The following is an 18,865-nucleotide window of genomic DNA, read 5'->3' as shown; positions in this document are numbered from 1 at the left end:
ACCGGGTGTCACTATAACGGCATTAATTGATTGCTGTTGCCTGTGCTGACGAAATTTTTATCCGGCATTAAAGTTCATTTATGTCAGGACGATAATTTGGCAACAGAGCAGTGGACGAAAAAATTATCATTGATAAGCATTAATTACCTGCTGTGGGTTAATCACGGCAGGTGAGAATGCAACATGTTGCTGATTTTGCTGGGTTCACAGGTGAGAACCGCGGGCTCTTAACGCGGCGTCATCCTTTCTTCGCGGCGTTAAGAATGCTCCGGAAATCACCTATCAGGCTGCTCTGACAGCATGAAGGGGTGGCATCAGACCGGATGCAATGCCAGGCTTCACGGGCTCATAAGCGACGGCCTGTCGCATACCGGCATACGGGCAGGCCGTTCTGATGGCAGCGGACCTGCGCGAAATTCGCATCTGGTCTCTTCTGACTGAATCTGTCGCCCTGATGGTTGTGGTGTGCCAGTCCACAGTAAATTCAGAATGCAGAGGGGACAGACTCTGAAAAAAATAATTCACGACGCCGTCGAAGCGGCACGGCTCCAGGCGCTTGCCCAGTACCAACTGATGGATACGCCATCAGCAGAGGCATTTGATCGCCTGACCACTCTGGCCGCGCGCCTCTTTCGCGTGCCGGTTGCTTTCATCTCACTGATTGATGATGAGCGACAGTTTTTTAAATCCCGTTACGGCCTGGATATTACCGGTACGGCCCGCAGCGTGGCGTTCTGCCACCACACCCTGGAACAGGATGGTCTGCTGTGTGTGCCGGACGCGCTTGCTGATCCCCGTTTCAGTGACAGCCCACTGGTGCTCGGCTATCCCCATATTCGCTTTTATGCCGGGGTTCCGCTCAACACCCCTGATGGCTATCGTATTGGCACCGTGTGCCTGACTGACAACAAACCCCGTCCCCCGTTGACGGAGTCAGATAAACAGCATCTTCTTGATATTGCCGCGCTGGTGATGGATCGCATGGAGGTTCATCGTCATGAACTGCTGCGTCATGCCAGCCAGCAGCGTCTGGCGGCAATTTCTGCCACCTCGCCGGATGCCATCATCTGTACCGACCTGCAACGCGGTATCACTTTCTGGAACCCGGCAGCCTGCGCCATGTTTGGTTATGAGGTGCAGGAGATGCTGGGACAATATGTTGCGCGTCTGGTGCCGGAACGTTGTCAGGCCGATTACCGCAATGAACTGGATCGTCTGATGCATGAGGATGACGCTATTTCGCATCCGCGTACCTTGCAGATTTGGGGCCTGCGCCGCAACGGCGAACAGTTTCCGGCTGAAGTCTCCTTTTCCGGCTGGCATGAAGGCGAAAGCAGGCTGGTAGGCATGATTATCCGGGATGTCAGTGCCCGACATGAAAGCGAAACGCGCCTGTGCGAACTGGCTTCGCTGGATATGCTGACCCGGCTGGCCAGCCGGGGCGCGTTTATGTTGCAGCTTGGTCAACTCACCGAGGCAGGCGTGCCCTATACCCTGCTGATGACCGATCTTGATGGCTTCAAAGAGGTTAATGATACCCTTGGTCATGCAGCGGGTGATGCGCTGTTATGCCACGTTGCTACGCAGGACCGGACGGTATGTGCCAATGCGGTTACCGCCGCACGTCTGGGCGGAGATGAATTTATTATTCTGTTGCCCTGTGGCACCGCTCATGCGGCGAAGACGGCTGAAAAACTGGTCGCTGCCGTGCAGAAACCTTTTAATTATCATGACACGCCGGTCAAAGTGGGCGCGAGTGCGGGCATTGCCGGATTTCCGGAACATGGACAGGATGCCTCTGCGGTGATGTCGGCTGCCGATCTTGCACTGTATCGCGCCAAGGCAGAAGGCAAGGGCAGGAGCATCCTGTTTGAACATGCATTTCGCGAGGCTGCGCTGCGACGCAGGCGCTTTGAACGTGAGCTGGAGAGGGCGGTCAGCGAGCAGCAATTTGTGCTGCATTACCAGCCCCGCTACAGCGCAACAGATGGCCGACTGACCGGCTGTGAAGCGCTTGTTCGCTGGCAGCATCCGGCGCGAGGCCTGCTGTTGCCCTCGGAATTCATTGAAATGCTGGTGAAAAGCCCGCTTTCGGTGGTTCTGGGTGAATGGATTGTTCGCACTGCGGTCGCGCAAATCCGCCAGTGGCAACAGTTTTACCCCTCGCTGCGCGTCAGTATCAATCTTTTCCCCCGTCAGCTGGCGGCAGCCGGGCTGGAGCGCGTACTCCGTGACAGTGCCGGCGGTGACGCCAGCTTTGTCGATCTGGAGGTGGATGAACCGCTGCTGACAAAAGTGGCCCGCGAGCATCCTGACAGCCTGGAAGCGGTAAAAATTACCGGTGCAAACTTTATCATCGACCACTACGGGCGCACCCTTGGCTCGATAAATCTGTTATGCAACGGAATAGTTTCCGGCCTGAAAATTGATAAATCACTGACCGGCCAGCTCAATGCCAGTACCCGCACCCGGATGATGTTCCGCGCCGTTGCCTCACTGGGGAAAAGTCTGGGTATCAGTGTCGCGGTGGAGGGTGTGGAAGAGGAGTCACAGCACAACTTTGTTAACACACTGCAATGTGACATTGTGCAGGGGAACGGTTTGTGTCGACCGCTGACCGTCGCTGATTTTGAAGCCAATTTGCGGGAAGGTTACACCACACGTTATATCGCCAGTAACCCCTGACCTTCCTCTGTTGCGTAAGGAGATAACATGCCGCTTCGCTCACTTCAGGCGCTGTGCCTGGTGAATTTTTTTCTGGCTGATGTTCGTGACGGACTGGGGCCATTCCTCGGGATTTTCCTGACGGAGCACCACTGGAAACCCGACGATATTGGTTTCATCATGACCGCTGGCGGCCTGGCGGGACTGGCCGCCACACTCCCTGCCGGGGTGCTTACCGATGCCACCCGCCGCAAGCGCCTGCTGCTGTTTGTCGGCTGCCTGTTGATCACTGTCTCAACGCTGTTGTTATGGTTCTTCCCGCAAACCCTCACCGCGACGCTGTCTCAGGTGGTAACCGGGATTTCAGCGGCCTGTATTGCGCCGGTTGTCGCCGGCATCACCCTCGGTCTGACCGGCAAGGCCGGTTTCAACCGGCAGATGGGAAAAAATGAGGCATTCAATCATGCCGGTAATTTTACTGCTGCGGTGATTGCCGGTATCGCTACCTGGTACTGGGGGACCGGCGCAGTATTCATTCTGATGACCACCATGGCATTATTCACTGCTTTCAGCGTGCTGCTGATTCGCGATCGGGATATCGACAACCGGGCGGCCAGAGGAGAGGGGAGCGCAGTATCCCCGGCCCCGGTGCTGCCATTTAAAACCTTGTGCCAGCACTCTGCACTGATGGTCGTTGGGCTGACGTTGCTGCTGTTTCATCTGGGCAATGCGGCGTTGCTACCGATGCTCAGCATGCGAGCTGCTGCGCTGGAGCCGCACAGTGCGGTCCCCGCAGGGGTTTACGCTGCCGCCACGGTGGTGATTTCGCAATGTGTGATGATCCCGGTTGCGCTGCTGACGTCGGCCCGGGCAGATAAATATGGCTACCGGCCGCTGATTATGCTGGCGCTGCTGGTACTGCCGGTTCGCGCGGCCATTGCCGCCAGTTCAGCAGCACCGCTGACGCTGCTGCCTGTCCAGGTGCTGGACGGGGTGGCGGCCGGGATACTGGGGGTAGCCATTCCTGGTTATATTGTGCAGCTGTTAAACGGCAGCGGGCATACCAATGCAGGTCAGGCGTTTATCATGTTATTACAGGGCGCGGGGGCGGCATTCAGTCCGGCGCTGACGGGGATTATCACCACCCGCTACTCCTGGAGCGCGGCGTTTGCCACCCTGGGCGGTATCGCCATACTGGCGCTCTGCCTGTGGTGGCTGGCTGGCCGACTGCATCTGTTGCCTTCCCACACCGCTGAGGATTAAGCCTCTCCATTACCTTGCCGCAGGCAGGCTGGCTTACAAGGAATACGGCCAGCCTGCCATTACCTCTGAATTTCACGGCCTGCAAATAAATCAGATACTAATTAATTAGTTATCTGTAATGGCCACCCTTAACCAGTGAGCTGTCTCACAGCGCAGAAAAAATAAACGCCCCGTTGTTAATTATTCCTTATCTGTCTTCTGCTGCTGCCGATACTGATCCTGCATACTCATTTACAGGGATCACCAATGAAAATTTCAACACGCCTGACCATCGGTTTTGGTTTGCTTATCATGCTGTTTATCATCTGTACCCTGGTTTCCCTTAAGTCATTTTCTGATGCGCGCAGGGGAATGGAAGATGCGCTGAACGTGAAAATGAAGAAATACCAGCTGGTGCTCAATATGCGTGGCGGGCTGAGAGATATGTCAGTGGTGGTGAGAAATATTGCCCTGTTGTCGGATGTCAAAGGGATGCAACAGGAATGGCAGCGCCTTACCGCCATGAAAGCACAGTATATTCGTAACCGTGAGTCGCTGGCGGAAATGATGCAATCCGAACAGGATGAGTCAGGTCGTGCTGCTTTCTCAAAAGTGTTACAAAACGAGCAGAATGTGCTGGCGGTGATGGACCAGGCCGCACAGCTTGGCCTGCAAAACCGCCAGAAAGAGGCCACCGATTTTCTGATGAATACGGTCAGGCCCGTGCAGCGCGTGTTGCTGGACGAGATTGATGCAATGACGACGCTACAGATGGAGAACAGTCGCGCGGCGCTGGAAAATAACAGCCAGTCAATTGGCCGTTCATCGCTGGTGCTGATTATTCTGGCGGCTTTTTCGGTGCTGTTGTCGGTTGCCACCGGCTATCTGATTGTACGACAGCTGATGCGCCAGTTGGGTGGGGAACCCGCGCAGGCTCAGGCGCTGGCGGCGGCCATTGCCGATGGCGACCTTACGCTCACGCTTGCACTGCGAAAAAACGACCGGGGCAGTCTGTTAGCTTCTCTGGCGGCGATGCAGAATCGCCTGCGTGAGCTGGTGGTGCAAATCAAAGATACCTCATCTAACGTGGCGCTGGCCGCCGACGAGATTGCGCAGGGCAATACAGAACTTTCATCCCGTACAGAGCAACAGGCTGCGGCCCTGCAGGAAACGGCGGCTAGTATGGAACAGCTAACGGCAACGGTAAAAAGTAATACCGCAGGTGCGCACGAAACCGCAGGAACGGCCCGTGAAACCGCTACCCTGGCCCGCGCCGGGGAAGCTGACGTACAGCGGATGTCTGAAACCATGCATGACATTTCACACAGTGCTAAAAAAATTCGTGACATTACCGGCGTTATCGAAAGCATCGCTTTTCAGACCAACATTCTGGCTTTGAATGCGGCGGTGGAAGCAGCACGGGCGGGTGAAGGTGGTCGCGGCTTCGCCGTGGTGGCAGGGGAGGTCAGAACGCTGGCCCAGCGCAGCGCCACGGCGGCGAAAGAGATCAAGGCCCTGATTGAACATACGGTGGATCAGGTAGGCAATGGCGTGACGGTAGCCAGTGGCACCTGCCAGAGTATTCTCTCCGTGGTGGGCATGGTCGGTGAACTGGCTGATGCGATGGATGAGATCTCACTGGCCTCTTCTGAGCAGATGCAGGGAATATCTCAGGTCAGCATCGCGGTCAGCCAGATGGATGGCGTCACCCAGAACAATGCGGCGCTGGTTGAGGAGTCCTCTTCAGCATCACAGTCTTTGTCGGAGCAGGCGCACGCGTTGCGGGGTGTGGTGGCAACCTTCAGGGTATAGCGCCTGACGGCCCGGGAGGGATAAAGGAACAGGCCAGCCGTTGCAACCGCATCCCTCTGAGGATTGCTGTGGCAACGGGCGGCATCATTCGCCGCGTTGGCCTGCTGTTTCAGCGTCCTGCGTCATCAGCCTCGTGCGGCAACTGCGTCAGCCAGCAGATCCAACACGGCTTCGCTCTCTTCCCAGCCCAGGCAGGGGTCGGTGATCGACTGACCGTAAGTCAGAGGTTTTCCGGCCTCCACTTTCTGCGTGCCTTCCTGCAGGAAACTCTCAATCATCACCCCGGCGATGGCTCGCGAACCTTCGCGGATTTGCTGTGCAACAGCGCGCGCAACCTCTTTTTGCAACTGATGCTGTTTCAGGCAGTTGCCATGACTGAAGTCGATGACCAGTTTTTCCGGTAGCCTGAACTGGCGCAGGCAGTCTGTTGCATCGGCGATATCCTGCGGATGATAGTTGGGCTGTTTACCGCCGCGCATAATCACATGGCCGGACGGATTACCGCTGGTCTGATAAATGGTCATCTGACCATGTTTATCCGGCGACAAAAACAGATGGCTGACGCGGGATGCCCGGATGGCATCCACGGCAATCTGAATGTTGCCATCCGTGCCGTTTTTAAAGCCCACCGGACAGGAGAGCGCGGAAGCCATTTCACGGTGGATTTGGCTTTCAGTGGTGCGCGCCCCGATTGCTCCCCAACTGATCAGATCGGCGATAAACTGACCCACCACCATATCAAGAAATTCAGTCGCGGTGGGCATCCCCAGCGCATTGATCTCCAGCAACAGTTGTCGTGCCGTCGCCAGCCCCTCATTCACGCGGAAGGTGCCGTCAAGGCAGGGATCGGAAATCAGACCTTTCCAGCCCACGACGGTACGGGGCTTCTCAAAGTAGGTGCGCATGACGATTTCCAGCCGCGACTGGTGTTTTTCCCGCATCGCCTGCAATCTGCCCGCATACTCAACGGCAGCCTGGGGATCATGCAGGGAACAGGGGCCGATGATCACCAGCAAACGTTTATCTTCACCTGAAAGAATTCGGGCAATACGCTGACGGGAATCGGTAACATTGCGTGCGATTTGCGCGGTGATGGGGTAGCGCTGTGACAGTTCATCGGGCGTAACCAGACTGGCGATGCGCGCGGTCCGCAGTTCATCTGTTTTGTTCATTATTCGCTCTGAAATGGATTTCTTCGCAGCGGCAGGAGTACCGGGAAGTGATGGCTCACCATAAACTAATCAGCGGTGATTTCAAACGGAAACCATTCGCAGTGTCAGCGGATATAACAAACAGACGGCAAAAAACAGCGCAATAACGCTGCTACTGATGACGGTTTCAGTACATTTTGCGGGTCAGGCCCATAATGTCGAGAATTTTGGTGGCTATCTCTTCCACCGAATAGTTGGTGCTGTTCAGATAGCGTATCTGGTGAGTGCGGAACAGGGCTTCGACTTCCCCGACCTCCAGACGACACTGCCTCAGCGAAGCGTAGCGGGTATTTTCTGCCCGCTCCTGGCGGATGGCGGAGAGCCGTTCCGGATCGATAGTCAGACCAAAAAGTTTGTGCTGAAAGGGTTTCAGAGCAGGTGGCAGTTTAAGATTATCCATATCGTCAGCGATAAACGGATAGTTGGCGGCCCGGATACCAAACTGCATGGCCAGATAGAGGCTGGTAGGCGTTTTGCCGCAGCGCGACACGCCCAGCAGGATGACCTGAGAGGCTTCCAGTCCTCTTAATGAGATGCCATCGTCATGTGCCAGCGTGTAATCGATAGCCGCGATACGCGCATCATATTTCCCCAGGTTACCGGCAGTCAGACCATGAGTACGATTGGCTACCGGCGCAGGTTCAATCCCCAACTCCTGCTGCTGGGGGGCCACCAGGGACTGTACGATATCCTGACAGAAACCGTCACTTTGCAGAATGATGTCACGGATCTCAGGCATAACAATCGAAAAAAAGACCAGTGGACGAATGCCACTCTGCTGGTAAAGGGCATTGATCTGCGCCCTGACCGCCTGCGCACGCTGCACATTCTCGACAAAGGGTAAGGTGACGCTGTTGATGCTGACCGGAAACTGCGACAGCACCGCATGTCCCAGCACTTCAGCAGTGATTGCCGTTCCGTCTGAGATATAAAACACACTTCTCTCGCTGTTTACGTCCATTTTTGTCTCCGGTCAGGCTGTGGCTGACACTGATATTAACGTCAGAATGACGAAACCGGGTCACAGTATAGGGTAATGAACAGAATATTTATTTATCAGCGCTGTTTTTTCTTTTTACTGAAACTAATTATCTCGTGTTGTTAAAAATGAAATATCGTTTCCGGAAAGTATTGATAAAAACAGGTATGAAGCGGAAAAACATTCTAATCAGGCATTATTCTCGCGTGTGCTGCTCTGTGACACAGATAAAAAGTCATAAAATCACATGCTATTGAAATATAAGGGCTTGTATTATTATTTTGCGCATGCATCAGGGCAGTGGCAGGCGGAGTTTTCTTAAAAGTGTTTTTTTCACCCGCTTGATCGATTCAACAGTTTTATTCATCAGCCTGGATGTGCCAGGCTCAACGAGCATCAGTTTATTCGCATATTGCTAATTAAATTTGAAAAGGATTGAATTCATGTCCAGTAAAGGTGACCTGCCGCTTGTGCTTTGGTATGACCAGCTCGGTATGAACGATGTTGATCGGGTGGGAGGCAAAAATGCGTCTCTGGGGGAAATGATCACAAACCTCTCCTCGCTTGGCGTTGACGTTCCCAATGGTTTTGCCACGACTTCAGCGGCATTTAATCAGTTCCTCGACCAGAGCGGCGTCAATCAGCGTATCCATGATTTGCTGGATAACACGGATATTGATGATGTTGACCAACTGGCGAAAGCCGGCAAACAGATCCGCCAGTGGATTGTGGATACCCCTTTCCAGCCGGAGCTGGAGCAGGCCATTCGCGGCGCGTATCAACAGCTCTCCTCAGACGATCCTGACGCTTCTTTTGCCGTGCGCTCCTCAGCCACAGCTGAAGACATGCCCGATGCGTCTTTTGCCGGACAGCAGGAAACCTTTCTTAACGTGCAGGGCTTTGATGCCGTGCTGGTAGCAGTAAAACACGTGTTTGCCTCTTTATTTAACGACCGGGCCATCTCATATCGGGTACATCAGGGCTATGACCATCGTGGCGTGGCGTTATCGGCTGGTGTGCAACGGATGGTGCGTTCCGACGTCGGCGCAGCCGGGGTGATGTTTACCATCGACACAGAATCCGGTTTTGATCAGGTGGTGTTTATCACTGCCGCTTACGGTCTGGGCGAAATGGTGGTTCAGGGCGCGGTCAATCCGGATGAGTTCTACGTCCATAAGCCTACCCTTGCCTCGGGACGACCGGCAATCGTACGCCGTAATATGGGTTCAAAAAAGATTCGGATGGTCTATGCCGATTCCCGGCAGCATGGTGAGCAGGTCACGACAGAAGAGGTTCCGGAAGCGGAACGTGACCGCTTCTGTCTGAGTGATAAAGAGGTCGAAGCCCTGGCGGCACAGGCCATGCAGATTGAAAAGCATTACCAGCGCCCGATGGATATCGAGTGGGCAAAAGACGGTCATACCGGCAAGCTTTATATCGTGCAGGCGCGTCCGGAAACGGTTCGTTCTAACGGCCAGGTGATGGAACGCTACACGCTTCAGGGACAGGGCAAAGTGGTGGTGGAAGGTCGGGCCATCGGCCATCGAATTGGCGCCGGTACGGTGAAGGTCATTCATGATATCAGTGAAATGAACCGCATCGAAAAAGGCGACGTGCTGGTCACCGATATGACCGATCCCGACTGGGAGCCGATCATGAAGAAAGCCGCAGCCATCGTCACCAATCGCGGTGGGCGAACCTGCCATGCGGCTATCATTGCCCGTGAGCTGGGGATCCCGGCGGTGGTGGGCTGCGGTGATGCCACCTCACGGATTCAGGAAGGACATAAGGTTACCGTCTCCTGTGCCGAAGGCGATACCGGCTACGTCTATGACGACCTGCTGGATTTTGAGGTGAAAAGCTCGCAGGTTGATGAAATGCCCGACCTGCCGCTGAAAATCATGATGAATGTCGGGAATCCGGACCGTGCATTTGATTTCGCCTGCTTACCCAATGAAGGTGTTGGTTTAGCCCGGCTGGAATTTATCATCAACCGGATGATCGGCGTGCATCCCAGGGCACTGCTGGAGTTCGACAGACAAACGCCAGAATTGCAGCAACAAATCCGCGCCCTGATGAAAGGATTTGACGATCCAGTTGAATTTTATATTGCGCGTCTCACCGAGGGGATTGCCACCCTGGGCGCGGCCTTTGCGCCAAAGCGGGTGATAGTGCGTCTTTCCGATTTCAAAACCAATGAGTACGCCAATCTGGTGGGCGGCGAGCATTATGAGCCTGAAGAAGAAAACCCGATGCTGGGCTTCCGGGGTGCCGGGCGGTACGTGGCTGACAGTTTCCGCGACTGCTTTGCTCTGGAATGCGCCGCTGTGAAGCGTGTGCGTAACGACATGGGGCTGACGAATGTTGAAATTATGGTGCCCTTTGTTCGCACGGTCGCCCAGGCAAAAGCCGTGGTCGATGAGCTGGCGGCTCAGGGCCTGAAACGCGGCGAGAACGGACTGAAGCTGATTATGATGTGTGAGATCCCCTCGAATGCGCTGCTGGCGGATCAGTTCCTGCAATACTTTGACGGTTTTTCTATCGGCTCCAATGATATGACGCAGCTTACTCTTGGGCTGGACCGTGATTCCGGCGTGGTATCGGAACTGTTTGATGAGCGCAATGATGCAGTGAAAGCATTGTTATCAATGGCGATTAAAGCGGCAAAAAACAGGGCAAGTATGTGGGAATTTGTGGTCAGGGGCCGTCCGATCACCAGGACTTTGCGGCATGGTTGATGGAGGAGGGCATCGACAGTCTGTCTCTTAATCCGGATACCGTAGTGCAAACCTGGCTGAGTCTGGCAGATATGTCGTAAAGGTCCATGTCAGATAATTAACAAAGTTCTGCCATCTGAATCAAACCCCAAAAGCTGGAAGGTCAGCGGTTGGGTTTTTTTACTTCAGGCTGTAACAGCAACCTGCCATTCTAATTGCCGGATGCATCTCCTGTGCCGCCAGAGCAGGATTAAAGCTTCTTTCCTGCCTGCTTGATATAAAACGACGATGCGCGACGATCAGAGTCTGAAACCCTGAGCATCAATAAAATGGCTTCAGATCAGATTATCTCGATTTTTCTGAATAATAAGCAAAAAAAAGCCCATCACATGGGATGGGCAAAGACTACACACAGCAATTCTTTACTATATCAGGGGGAAAACGTTGTTTATAAATCAGCACATTGGCTGTAAACATGTGCGTTTATACTATTCAGCGAGGCAGACTGAGTCATTAAGAATCCTCTTATTAGTTTAAGCGTGATAATATTTTGCAGGGCAAATAATCAGGGGTAACGAACGCAGGTGTATAAAAAGTAGCCGGATGTGACATAAAAGAAGCATTCAGAGGGAAATCAGCTTTTTTCAGGTAAAAAATACTTAACAAAATTAGGAAAAAACTGATCCAGAGTGCCGGTGTTGCGGCCAGTCAGCCCAGCCGCATGGCGAATCTTACTGGCGGTGTTCCGACTCAAAGTCGGCCAGCTCTTCCACAACCTGATGGGGATCCTCTCCCGGTGGCGGCGTTTCATATATCCAGACAAAAATCAGTCGATAAGAAACGGCCAGTACCACCGGTCCGATAAACAGCCCAATCATCCCAAAGGCAATTAGCCCACCTATGACCCCCGACAGGATCAGGATCAATGGAAGGTCGGCCCCCATACGGATAAGCATCGGGCGCAGCACATTATCCAGTGTGCCGACCACACAGCTCCATACCACCAGTACGGTGCCCCATGTGGTGTCGCCACTCCAGTAAAGCCAGATAATCGCCGGGATCAGTACCACCAACGGACCCAACTGTACCAGGCAGGAAAAAATCATTACCACCGTCAGCACAGCAGCATAGGGGATGCCACAGATCGCCAGCCCAATGCCGCCCAGCACCCCCTGTACCAGCGCCGTGACCACCACACCCAGTGCCACCGCACGAATCGCCTGACCAGCCAGCAGTACCGCTGCATCTCCCCGGCGTGACGCCAGGCGGTAGGCAAAATGGCGGATCCCCTGGCCCACCTGTTCGCCACGCCAGAAAAGTAACACGCTGAACAGCAGCATCAGCGCCAGATGCATCATAAAGCGACCAAAGTGTCCGGCCTGAGCGAACAGAAAGCCACTGGTTCTGCCCAGATAGGGCTGCACGCTGGCCAGCAGCGCACTGCCACCGCCCAGGGCCAGTTTGTGATAGAAGGAAGAGAGCTTTTTACCCACCAGCGGAATGCTTCTCAGCCAGTCCAGTTCTGGCAGTTCCAGGTGCCTTGAGGTAAGCCATGCTACTACCGGGCCGCTGTTTTCAATCAGACTGTTAACCAGCAACGAAACCGGAATAATAAACAGCAGCAGCAGGATAAAGGTCATCGCCACTACCGCCAGCGAACGCCGCCCCCACAACCATCCCTGAATTCTGATCATCAGCGGCCAGGTGGCAATCACCACCATGCTCGCCCAGGCGAAGCCAAGCACGAAAGGCTGGACCACCCAGAAAGATGCGACGATCAGCAGCGTGATAAACAGCAGGGAAAAGACGATTTGCAGCAGATCCCATTCATTATGAACATTCTTCATGTAGCAACATTAACCTCAGATAAAAAGCGTAAAGCGGGTGGTCAGGTACGGAAAAAACAATGAATGACCCGGCATCCTGAGCATGGTGTATTAAACGCATTTTCAACAGAAACGGCACGAGATTCTTTTTGCTGGATTTTTGAAATCGCGACAGGTCATAAAAAAATGTGATAAAACTTTTGCCAGAGAGCATTCGTTATACACAACATTTTGGTCACCCGATAATGATCCCACAGATTTCTCAGGCACCCGGCCTTGTTCAGCTGGTGCTGGATTTTTTGCAGACGCTGAAACAGCAGGGTTTCACCGGCGATACTGCAACCAGCTACGCCGATCGTCTCACCATGTCCACCGACAACAGTATTTATCAGCTGCTTCCCGATGCCGTGCTGTTCCCCCGTTCCACGGCAGATGTCACCCTGATTGCCCGGCTCGCGGCAGAGCCACGTTTCCTCAGTCTGGTGTTCACCCCACGTGGGGGTGGCACCGGCACTAACGGACAGTCGTTGAACCGCGGCATTGTGGTGGATATGTCCCGGCATATGAACAGAATTATCGACATTAACGTTGAGCAGGGCTGGGTAAAGGTAGAAGCGGGGGTGATTAAAGATCAGCTCAATGCATATCTTAAGCCTTACGGTTATTTCTTCTCACCTGAGCTGTCCACCAGCAACCGGGCAACGCTGGGCGGGATGATTAATACCGATGCCTCAGGGCAGGGATCGCTGGTATACGGCAAAACCTCGGATCATGTGATTGGGTTGCGCGCGGTGCTGCCGGGTGGCGATATTCTGGATACCCGCGCTGTACCGATGATGCTGGCGGAACAGCTGGCTGAGGGGCAGAATAACGAAGGAAACATCTATCGTACCGTGCTGGAACGTTGCCGTGACCGCCGCCAGCTGATTATGGAAAAATTCCCGAAACTGAACCGGTTTCTCACCGGTTACGATTTACGCCATGTCATCAGCGATGATATGCAGCAGGTCGATTTGACCCGCCTTCTTTGTGGTGCAGAAGGCACGCTGGCATTTATTACCGAAGCAAAACTGGACATCACCCCCATTCCCAAAGTACGACGTCTGGTTAACATCAAATACGATTCATTTGATTCCGCGCTGCGCAGCGCCCCCTTTATGGTGGCGGCGAAGGCACTGTCGGTCGAGACAGTCGATTCAAAAGTGCTGAATCTGGCGCGGGAAGATATCGTCTGGCATTCAGTCAGCGAGCTGATTACCGATGTGCCTGACCACGACATGCTTGGCCTGAATATTGTCGAGTTTGCCGGTGATGACCGGGAGCTGATTGAAGAGCAGATTGGCGCATTGTGTCAGCAGCTGGATACGCTGCTGGCGGCCAGAGAGGCAGGGATCATTGGCTATCAGCTTTGCGATGATCTCGATGGTATTGAGCGAATTTACGCCATGCGTAAAAAGGCCGTGGGGCTGCTGGGCAATGCCAAAGGGCGCGCCAAACCCATCCCTTTTGTTGAGGATACCTGCGTCCCTCCTGAACATCTGGCTGACTACATTGTTGAGTTTCGGGCACTGCTCGACAGCCATAATCTCAGCTACGGTATGTTTGGCCATGTTGATGCGGGCGTGCTGCATGTGCGACCAGCCCTGGACATGTGCGACCCGCAGCAGGAGATGCTGATGAAGCAGATTTCTGACGAGGTGGTGGCCCTGACCGCGCGATACGGCGGCCTGTTATGGGGAGAACATGGCAAAGGTTTTCGTGCTGAATACAGCCCGGCCTTTTTTGGCGAAGAGTTATATAACGATTTACGCCGCATTAAGGCGGCTTTTGATCCGGGCAACCGTCTGAATCCGGGAAAAATCTGTGCGCCTTTTGGTCAGGATCGGCCAATGATGACGGTGGATGCGGTGAAACGAGGGAGCTGGGATCGCCAGATCCCGGTCAGCGTGCGAACAGACTGGCGCGGGGCGATGGAGTGTAATGGTAACGGACTTTGCTTCAATTTTGACGTGCGCAGTCCGATGTGTCCGTCGATGAAGATTACCGGTGACCGCATCCATTCTCCCAAAGGTCGGGCTACCCTGACGCGTGAATGGTTGCGCCTGCTGGCGGAGCAGGGGGTGGATCCGCTGGAACTGGAAAAACGTTTGCCGGAAGCGAAGCTCAGCCTGCGAACGCTAATTGAGCGCACCCGGAACAGCTGGTATGCCCGTCGCGGAGAGTATGACTTTTCGCATGAGGTGAAAGAGGCCATGTCCGGTTGTCTGGCCTGCAAAGCCTGCTCAACACAGTGTCCGATTAAAATCGATGTGCCCGGCTTTCGTTCACGCTTTCTGCAACTTTATCACACCCGCTATCTGCGTCCGGCGCGGGACTATCTGGTTGCCTCCGTGGAGAGTTATGCACCGCTGATGGCCAGAGCGCCCGGATTTTTCAATTTCTTTATGCGCCAGCCACTGGTGCACAGGCTCAGCAAAAAGCGGATAGGTATGGTTGACCTGCCGCTGCTTTCTTCACCCACGCTACGCCAACAGCTTGCTGGGCAGCGGGCAATGACCACCACGCTGGAACAACTTGAGAGTATGAGCGCCGATCAGCGCCAGCGTTACGTGCTGGTGGTGCAGGATCCTTTTACCAGTTATTACGAAGCGCAGCTGGTGAGTGATTTTGTTTTACTGATTGAGAAACTGGGCTATCAGCCGGTGGTATTACCGTTCTCGCCCAATGGTAAGGCGCAGCACATTAAAGGATTTTTGCAACGCTTTGCCCGCACTGCGCAAAAGACCGCCGATTTTCTTAATCGGGTTGCCGGACTGGAGCTGCCAATGGTTGGCGTAGATCCGGCGCTGGTGCTCTGCTATCGCGATGAATACCGGGAAATTCTGGCGGACAAAAGAGGCAACTTTCATGTTCAACTGGTACATGAGTGGTTGCAGCAGATACTTCCTGCCACGGCAATGCCTGAAGGTAGCCAGAGCGGTGAGGCCTGGTATCTGTTCGGACACTGCACCGAGGCGACGTCGCTCCCGGCGTCAGGCAGGCAGTGGCAGGGCATTTTTGCCCGGTTTGGGGCAAAACTGGAAACTATCAGCGTCGGCTGTTGTGGTATGGCCGGAACCTATGGTCATGAAGCAAAAAATCTGCGTAACTCGTTGGGCATCTATGAGCTCTCATGGCATCAGGCGTTACAGAAATTGCCACGTCGCCGCTGTCTGGCGACCGGCTATTCCTGTCGCAGTCAGGTTAAACGCATCGAGGGTAACGGAATGCGTCATCCCCTTCAGGCACTGCTGGAGCTGATCTGATGGCAGTCTGGCACCGCAGCCAGTCGCTGCAACAGTTAAACCAGCTTGGTGAGAGGACACTGGTGTCCAGGCTTGGTATTGAATTTGTCGCCCTCAATGAGGATTCACTGGAAGCGACCATGCCCGTTGACCATCGCACCCGTCAGCCCTTTGGGCTGCTTCACGGCGGGGCATCGGTGGTACTGGCGGAAACCCTGGGATCGGTCGCCGGATATCTCTGTACCACAGGGGATGACTACATTGTGGGTGTTGAGGTCAACGCCAGCCATCTGCGGGCAGTGAGGGAAGGGCTGGTACGTGGCGTGTGCCATGCCGTACATCTGGGGCACACACACCAGGTGTGGCAAACTGATATCTTTGACGCGCAGCAGCGCTTATGTTGCACCTCGCGCCTGACCACCACGGTGATGGTGGCGAAATAAGGGCTGCCGTCACATAATCCACGAGGCATGCCTGACGAAATCGCTTTGTAGTACGGTGGCTTTCTCCCATTCACCGTTCATCGCCAGCTGGTGACACAGACGTGTCAGCGAATTACGCGCCAGCTGCCATGCCTGCATACGAAACAGGCGGTCGCGCTCATTGTTGCCCAGCTCCTGAAGCAGGCGATGATGCAGTTTGCCCATCGCGTGAGGATAGCTGTGATCGTCACCATTAAGCTGACAAAGTTCCGCCATATCCAGGCAGGTATCGTTGAACTTACGCAGTTGTTCCGGCGAACAGTCCGGGCGGTTCAGCCTAGCTTCGGCCATGTAGAAGTCGACAGTGATATCACGGATGGAAAATTTGTATTCATCAATCTTGTGTTGCAGCCATGCATTCATCGACAGATTCATCAGGGAACTCACTCACGTTAATGATAATCATTATCATATATTAGCTGAGGCATTATTCAATCTCAGCAAGAAGAAATTTTATCCATTCATGCTGCCTCTCAGATAAATTGGTAATAACGATACGTGACCCCACCTGATAAGTTAAAATAAGTATTATTCGTGATTGGCGATGGACAGCCAATATTTACTGTCGGTTTTTCAGTGTGTTACAGTTTCGTTAAATCTCTGCGCGATACAGATCGCCGCCCTCTTTAGCGGTTTTGCGGCTGTAAAAAGGCCTGAAAATCGTTACCTGGCCTTAATCCCTGCAAAACAAGAGGTTGAAGAGACAATCATTATCACTAACATAGGGGTATTAGCCCGCAGGGCTATCGACTCGCGAGGTAAAGTTATGCCATCAGCAACGACTGCTTCTTTTTCTCCTGACGACTATGTCTGGAAAGGTCTGACGCTCACCGACAGTGCTGCCAGACAGATTATCACTCTGGCAGCGGGTGATGCGGAAGTGAAGGGGCTAAGGCTGGGGGTTAAAACCTCCGGTTGTGCTGGTTTTGGTTATACAATGGATTTAATCAAACAACCAGAAGGGGATGACCTGGTCTTTACACACCAGGGGGCATCACTGTTTGTGCCCTTGCAGGCAATGCCTTTTATTGACGGAACCGAGGTCGATTTCGTTCGTGAAGGCCTGAATCAGATCTTCAAATTTAATAATCCTAAAGCTCAACACGCCTGTGGCTGTGGTGAGAGCTTTGGCGTTGAGTAAAATTTATGTCCCGAAACACTGATACATCAGACGATGTACAGGTCTGGGAAGGAAACCATCAGAAGTACAAAGAAGGTTTCTTTACCCAGTTGCAGACCGAACAGTTTGACCACGGCATCAGCGAAGACGTGGTGCGTGCTATCTCGGCCAAACGTAACGAGCCCGAGTGGATGCTGGATTTCCGCCTTAAAGCGTATGCAGCCTGGCTGGAGATGGAAGAGCCGCACTGGCTGAAAGCTAACTATAAATCACTGAACTATCAGGACTACAGCTACTATTCAGCGCCCTCCTGTGGTAACTGTGATGACAGTTGCGCGTCTGAACCTGGTGCCGAGCAGACTTCTGGTGCTCAGGCTCCTGACTACCTGACTGAAGAAGTAGAGAACGCTTTCAAACAGTTGGGCGTACCGGTTCGTGAAGGTCAGGAAGTGGCTGTCGATGCCATTTTTGACTCAGTATCAGTCTCAACCACCTACCGTGGCAAACTGGCAGAGCAGGGGATTATCTTCTGTTCCTTCAGCGAGGCGATCCACGACCATCCGGAGCTGGTAAAACAGTATCTGGGTACCGTGGTTCCGGCCAACGACAACTTTTTTGCTGCGCTGAACTCTGCGGTGGCTTCAGACGGTACCTTTGTTTACATCCCGAAAGGGGTGCGTTGTCCGATGGAGCTGTCGACCTATTTCCGTATCAACGCGGCGAAAACCGGTCAGTTTGAACGTACTATCCTGATCGCCGATGAAGGCAGTTACGTCAGCTACATTGAAGGGTGTTCTGCACCCGTGCGTGACAGCTATCAGCTGCATGCGGCAGTGGTTGAGGTCATTATTCATAAAGATGCCGAAGTGAAATATTCCACGGTGCAGAACTGGTTTTCCGGCGGTGAATCGGAAGGCGGAATTCTTAACTTCGTCACCAAACGCGCGTTGTGCGAAGGTGAAAACAGTAAGATGTCGTGGACGCAGTCTGAAACGGGCTCTGCCATCACCTGGAAATACCCCAGCGTTATTCTGCGTGGAGACAACTCAATCGGTGAGTTCTTCTCCGTGGCACTGACCAGTGGTCACCAGCAGGCTGATACTGGCACCAAGATGATCCACATTGGCAAAAACACCAAATCGACCATCATCTCAAAAGGGATTTCGGCCGGGAAAAGCCAGAATACCTATCGTGGGCTGGTGAAAATTATGCCCACCGCCACCAATGCCCGTAACTTCACTCAGTGCGACTCGATGCTGATTGGCGCTGAATGTGGTGCTCATACATTCCCTTACGTGGAAGTGCGAAACAACACGGCTCAACTGGAACATGAAGCGACCACATCGCGAATCGGTGAGGATCAGCTGTTTTATTGCCTGCAACGTGGTATCAGTGAAGATGATGCTATTTCCATGATTGTAAATGGTTTCTGTAAAGACGTTTTCTCTGAGCTACCGCTGGAATTTGCGGTTGAAGCGCAAAAATTGCTGGCAATCAGCCTTGAACACAGCGTTGGTTAAGCGCCACG

The 18,865-nt window shown here is 53.7% G+C and carries 11 protein-coding genes, 1 other RNA gene and 1 pseudogene; 8 read left to right on the top strand and 5 right to left on the bottom strand.

Features of this window, described 5'->3' with window-relative positions; genetic code table 11:
* Window positions 1-573: 573 nt before the first annotated feature.
* The 3 genes from AC3RPL_RS10670 (at window position 574) to AC3RPL_RS10660 (ending at window position 5,718) form a co-directional block, all read left to right on the top strand.
* Window positions 574-2,685: a sensor domain-containing phosphodiesterase gene (locus AC3RPL_RS10670; RefSeq protein WP_490740672.1), complete on the top strand. Its 2,112-nt coding sequence runs from the start codon at window positions 574-576 to the stop codon at window positions 2,683-2,685.
* A 27-nt stretch (window positions 2,686-2,712) separates the two neighbouring features.
* Window positions 2,713-3,927 (top strand): MFS transporter, encoded by a 1,215-nt coding sequence (locus tag AC3RPL_RS10665; RefSeq protein ID WP_490739999.1) that lies wholly within the window; start codon window positions 2,713-2,715, stop codon window positions 3,925-3,927.
* Between the two features lie 246 nt (window positions 3,928-4,173).
* Window positions 4,174-5,718 carry a methyl-accepting chemotaxis protein gene (locus AC3RPL_RS10660; protein WP_490739998.1) on the top strand — a complete coding sequence of 515 codons (1,545 nt, stop codon included), beginning with the start codon at window positions 4,174-4,176 and terminating at the stop codon, window positions 5,716-5,718.
* A gap of 125 nt (window positions 5,719-5,843) precedes the next feature.
* On the opposite strand, the gene AC3RPL_RS10655 is transcribed toward AC3RPL_RS10660, so the two are convergent.
* On the bottom strand, window positions 5,844-6,890 hold the full coding sequence (locus AC3RPL_RS10655) for a 3-deoxy-7-phosphoheptulonate synthase (protein ID WP_490739997.1): 1,047 nt from the start codon (window positions 6,888-6,890) through the stop codon (window positions 5,844-5,846).
* A gap of 166 nt (window positions 6,891-7,056) precedes the next feature.
* Window positions 7,057-7,890, bottom strand: coding sequence for a posphoenolpyruvate synthetase regulatory kinase/phosphorylase PpsR (gene ppsR, locus AC3RPL_RS10650; RefSeq protein WP_490739996.1), 834 nt, complete (start codon window positions 7,888-7,890; stop codon window positions 7,057-7,059).
* A gap of 461 nt (window positions 7,891-8,351) precedes the next feature.
* Here ppsR and ppsA point away from each other — a divergent pair.
* Window positions 8,352-10,726 (top strand): annotated as a pseudogene (gene ppsA, locus AC3RPL_RS10645) (phosphoenolpyruvate synthase).
* Between the two features lie 269 nt (window positions 10,727-10,995).
* Here ppsA and rprA read toward each other — a convergent pair.
* Both rprA and ydiK read right to left on the bottom strand, forming a co-directional pair.
* Window positions 10,996-11,096, bottom strand: an RNA gene (gene rprA / locus AC3RPL_RS10640) — antisense sRNA RprA.
* Between the two features lie 260 nt (window positions 11,097-11,356).
* Window positions 11,357-12,472 (bottom strand): AI-2E family transporter YdiK, encoded by a 1,116-nt coding sequence (gene ydiK / locus AC3RPL_RS10635; RefSeq protein ID WP_490739995.1) that lies wholly within the window; start codon window positions 12,470-12,472, stop codon window positions 11,357-11,359.
* Window positions 12,473-12,696: 224 nt separating this feature from the next.
* On the opposite strand from ydiK, the gene ydiJ reads away from it, so the two are divergent.
* Together ydiJ and AC3RPL_RS10625 are read left to right on the top strand one after the other, a co-directional pair.
* Window positions 12,697-15,756 (top strand): D-2-hydroxyglutarate dehydrogenase YdiJ, encoded by a 3,060-nt coding sequence (gene ydiJ / locus AC3RPL_RS10630; protein ID WP_490740671.1) that lies wholly within the window; start codon window positions 12,697-12,699, stop codon window positions 15,754-15,756.
* The gene (locus AC3RPL_RS10625; protein ID WP_490739994.1) at window positions 15,756-16,178 is read left to right on the top strand and encodes a hotdog fold thioesterase; all 423 of its coding nucleotides are present in this window, start codon (window positions 15,756-15,758) and stop codon (window positions 16,176-16,178) included. The genes ydiJ and AC3RPL_RS10625 overlap by 1 nt, the downstream gene beginning before the upstream one ends.
* Window positions 16,179-16,187: 9 nt before the next feature.
* Here the strand turns inward: AC3RPL_RS10625 and AC3RPL_RS10620 are convergent, their stop codons facing one another.
* On the bottom strand, window positions 16,188-16,592 hold the full coding sequence (locus AC3RPL_RS10620) for a hypothetical protein (protein WP_490739993.1): 405 nt from the start codon (window positions 16,590-16,592) through the stop codon (window positions 16,188-16,190).
* Window positions 16,593-16,983: 391 nt separating this feature from the next.
* Here AC3RPL_RS10620 and sufA point away from each other — a divergent pair, with 391 nt between their 5' ends.
* A complete protein-coding gene (gene sufA, locus AC3RPL_RS10615) occupies window positions 16,984-17,358 on the top strand; it encodes a Fe-S cluster assembly scaffold SufA (RefSeq protein WP_490739992.1) in 375 nt (124 codons plus the stop codon).
* Between the two features lie 5 nt (window positions 17,359-17,363).
* Window positions 17,364-18,857 carry a Fe-S cluster assembly protein SufB gene (sufB, locus tag AC3RPL_RS10610; RefSeq protein ID WP_490739991.1) on the top strand — a complete coding sequence of 498 codons (1,494 nt, stop codon included), beginning with the start codon at window positions 17,364-17,366 and terminating at the stop codon, window positions 18,855-18,857.
* The last annotated feature ends 8 nt before the right edge of the window (window positions 18,858-18,865 follow it).

This window comes from Erwinia papayae (assembly GCF_058241465.1).
The sequence above is the reverse complement of the archived record's forward strand: the minus strand, read 5'-3'. Positions and strand labels throughout refer to the sequence as shown.

Coding starts and splice junctions, on each gene's coding strand:
- AC3RPL_RS10655 (WP_490739997.1), bottom strand. CDS start 6,890: ATGAACAAAACAGATGAACTGCGGACCGCGCGCATCGCCAGTCTGGTT.
- sufB (WP_490739991.1), top strand. CDS start 17,364: ATGTCCCGAAACACTGATACATCAGACGATGTACAGGTCTGGGAAGGA.
- AC3RPL_RS10660 (WP_490739998.1), top strand. CDS start 4,174: ATGAAAATTTCAACACGCCTGACCATCGGTTTTGGTTTGCTTATCATG.
- ydiJ (WP_490740671.1), top strand. CDS start 12,697: ATGATCCCACAGATTTCTCAGGCACCCGGCCTTGTTCAGCTGGTGCTG.
- AC3RPL_RS10625 (WP_490739994.1), top strand. CDS start 15,756: ATGGCAGTCTGGCACCGCAGCCAGTCGCTGCAACAGTTAAACCAGCTT.
- ppsR (WP_490739996.1), bottom strand. CDS start 7,890: ATGGACGTAAACAGCGAGAGAAGTGTGTTTTATATCTCAGACGGAACG.
- AC3RPL_RS10620 (WP_490739993.1), bottom strand. CDS start 16,592: ATGAATCTGTCGATGAATGCATGGCTGCAACACAAGATTGATGAATAC.
- ydiK (WP_490739995.1), bottom strand. CDS start 12,472: ATGAAGAATGTTCATAATGAATGGGATCTGCTGCAAATCGTCTTTTCC.
- sufA (WP_490739992.1), top strand. CDS start 16,984: ATGCCATCAGCAACGACTGCTTCTTTTTCTCCTGACGACTATGTCTGG.
- AC3RPL_RS10665 (WP_490739999.1), top strand. CDS start 2,713: ATGCCGCTTCGCTCACTTCAGGCGCTGTGCCTGGTGAATTTTTTTCTG.
- AC3RPL_RS10670 (WP_490740672.1), top strand. CDS start 574: ATGGATACGCCATCAGCAGAGGCATTTGATCGCCTGACCACTCTGGCC.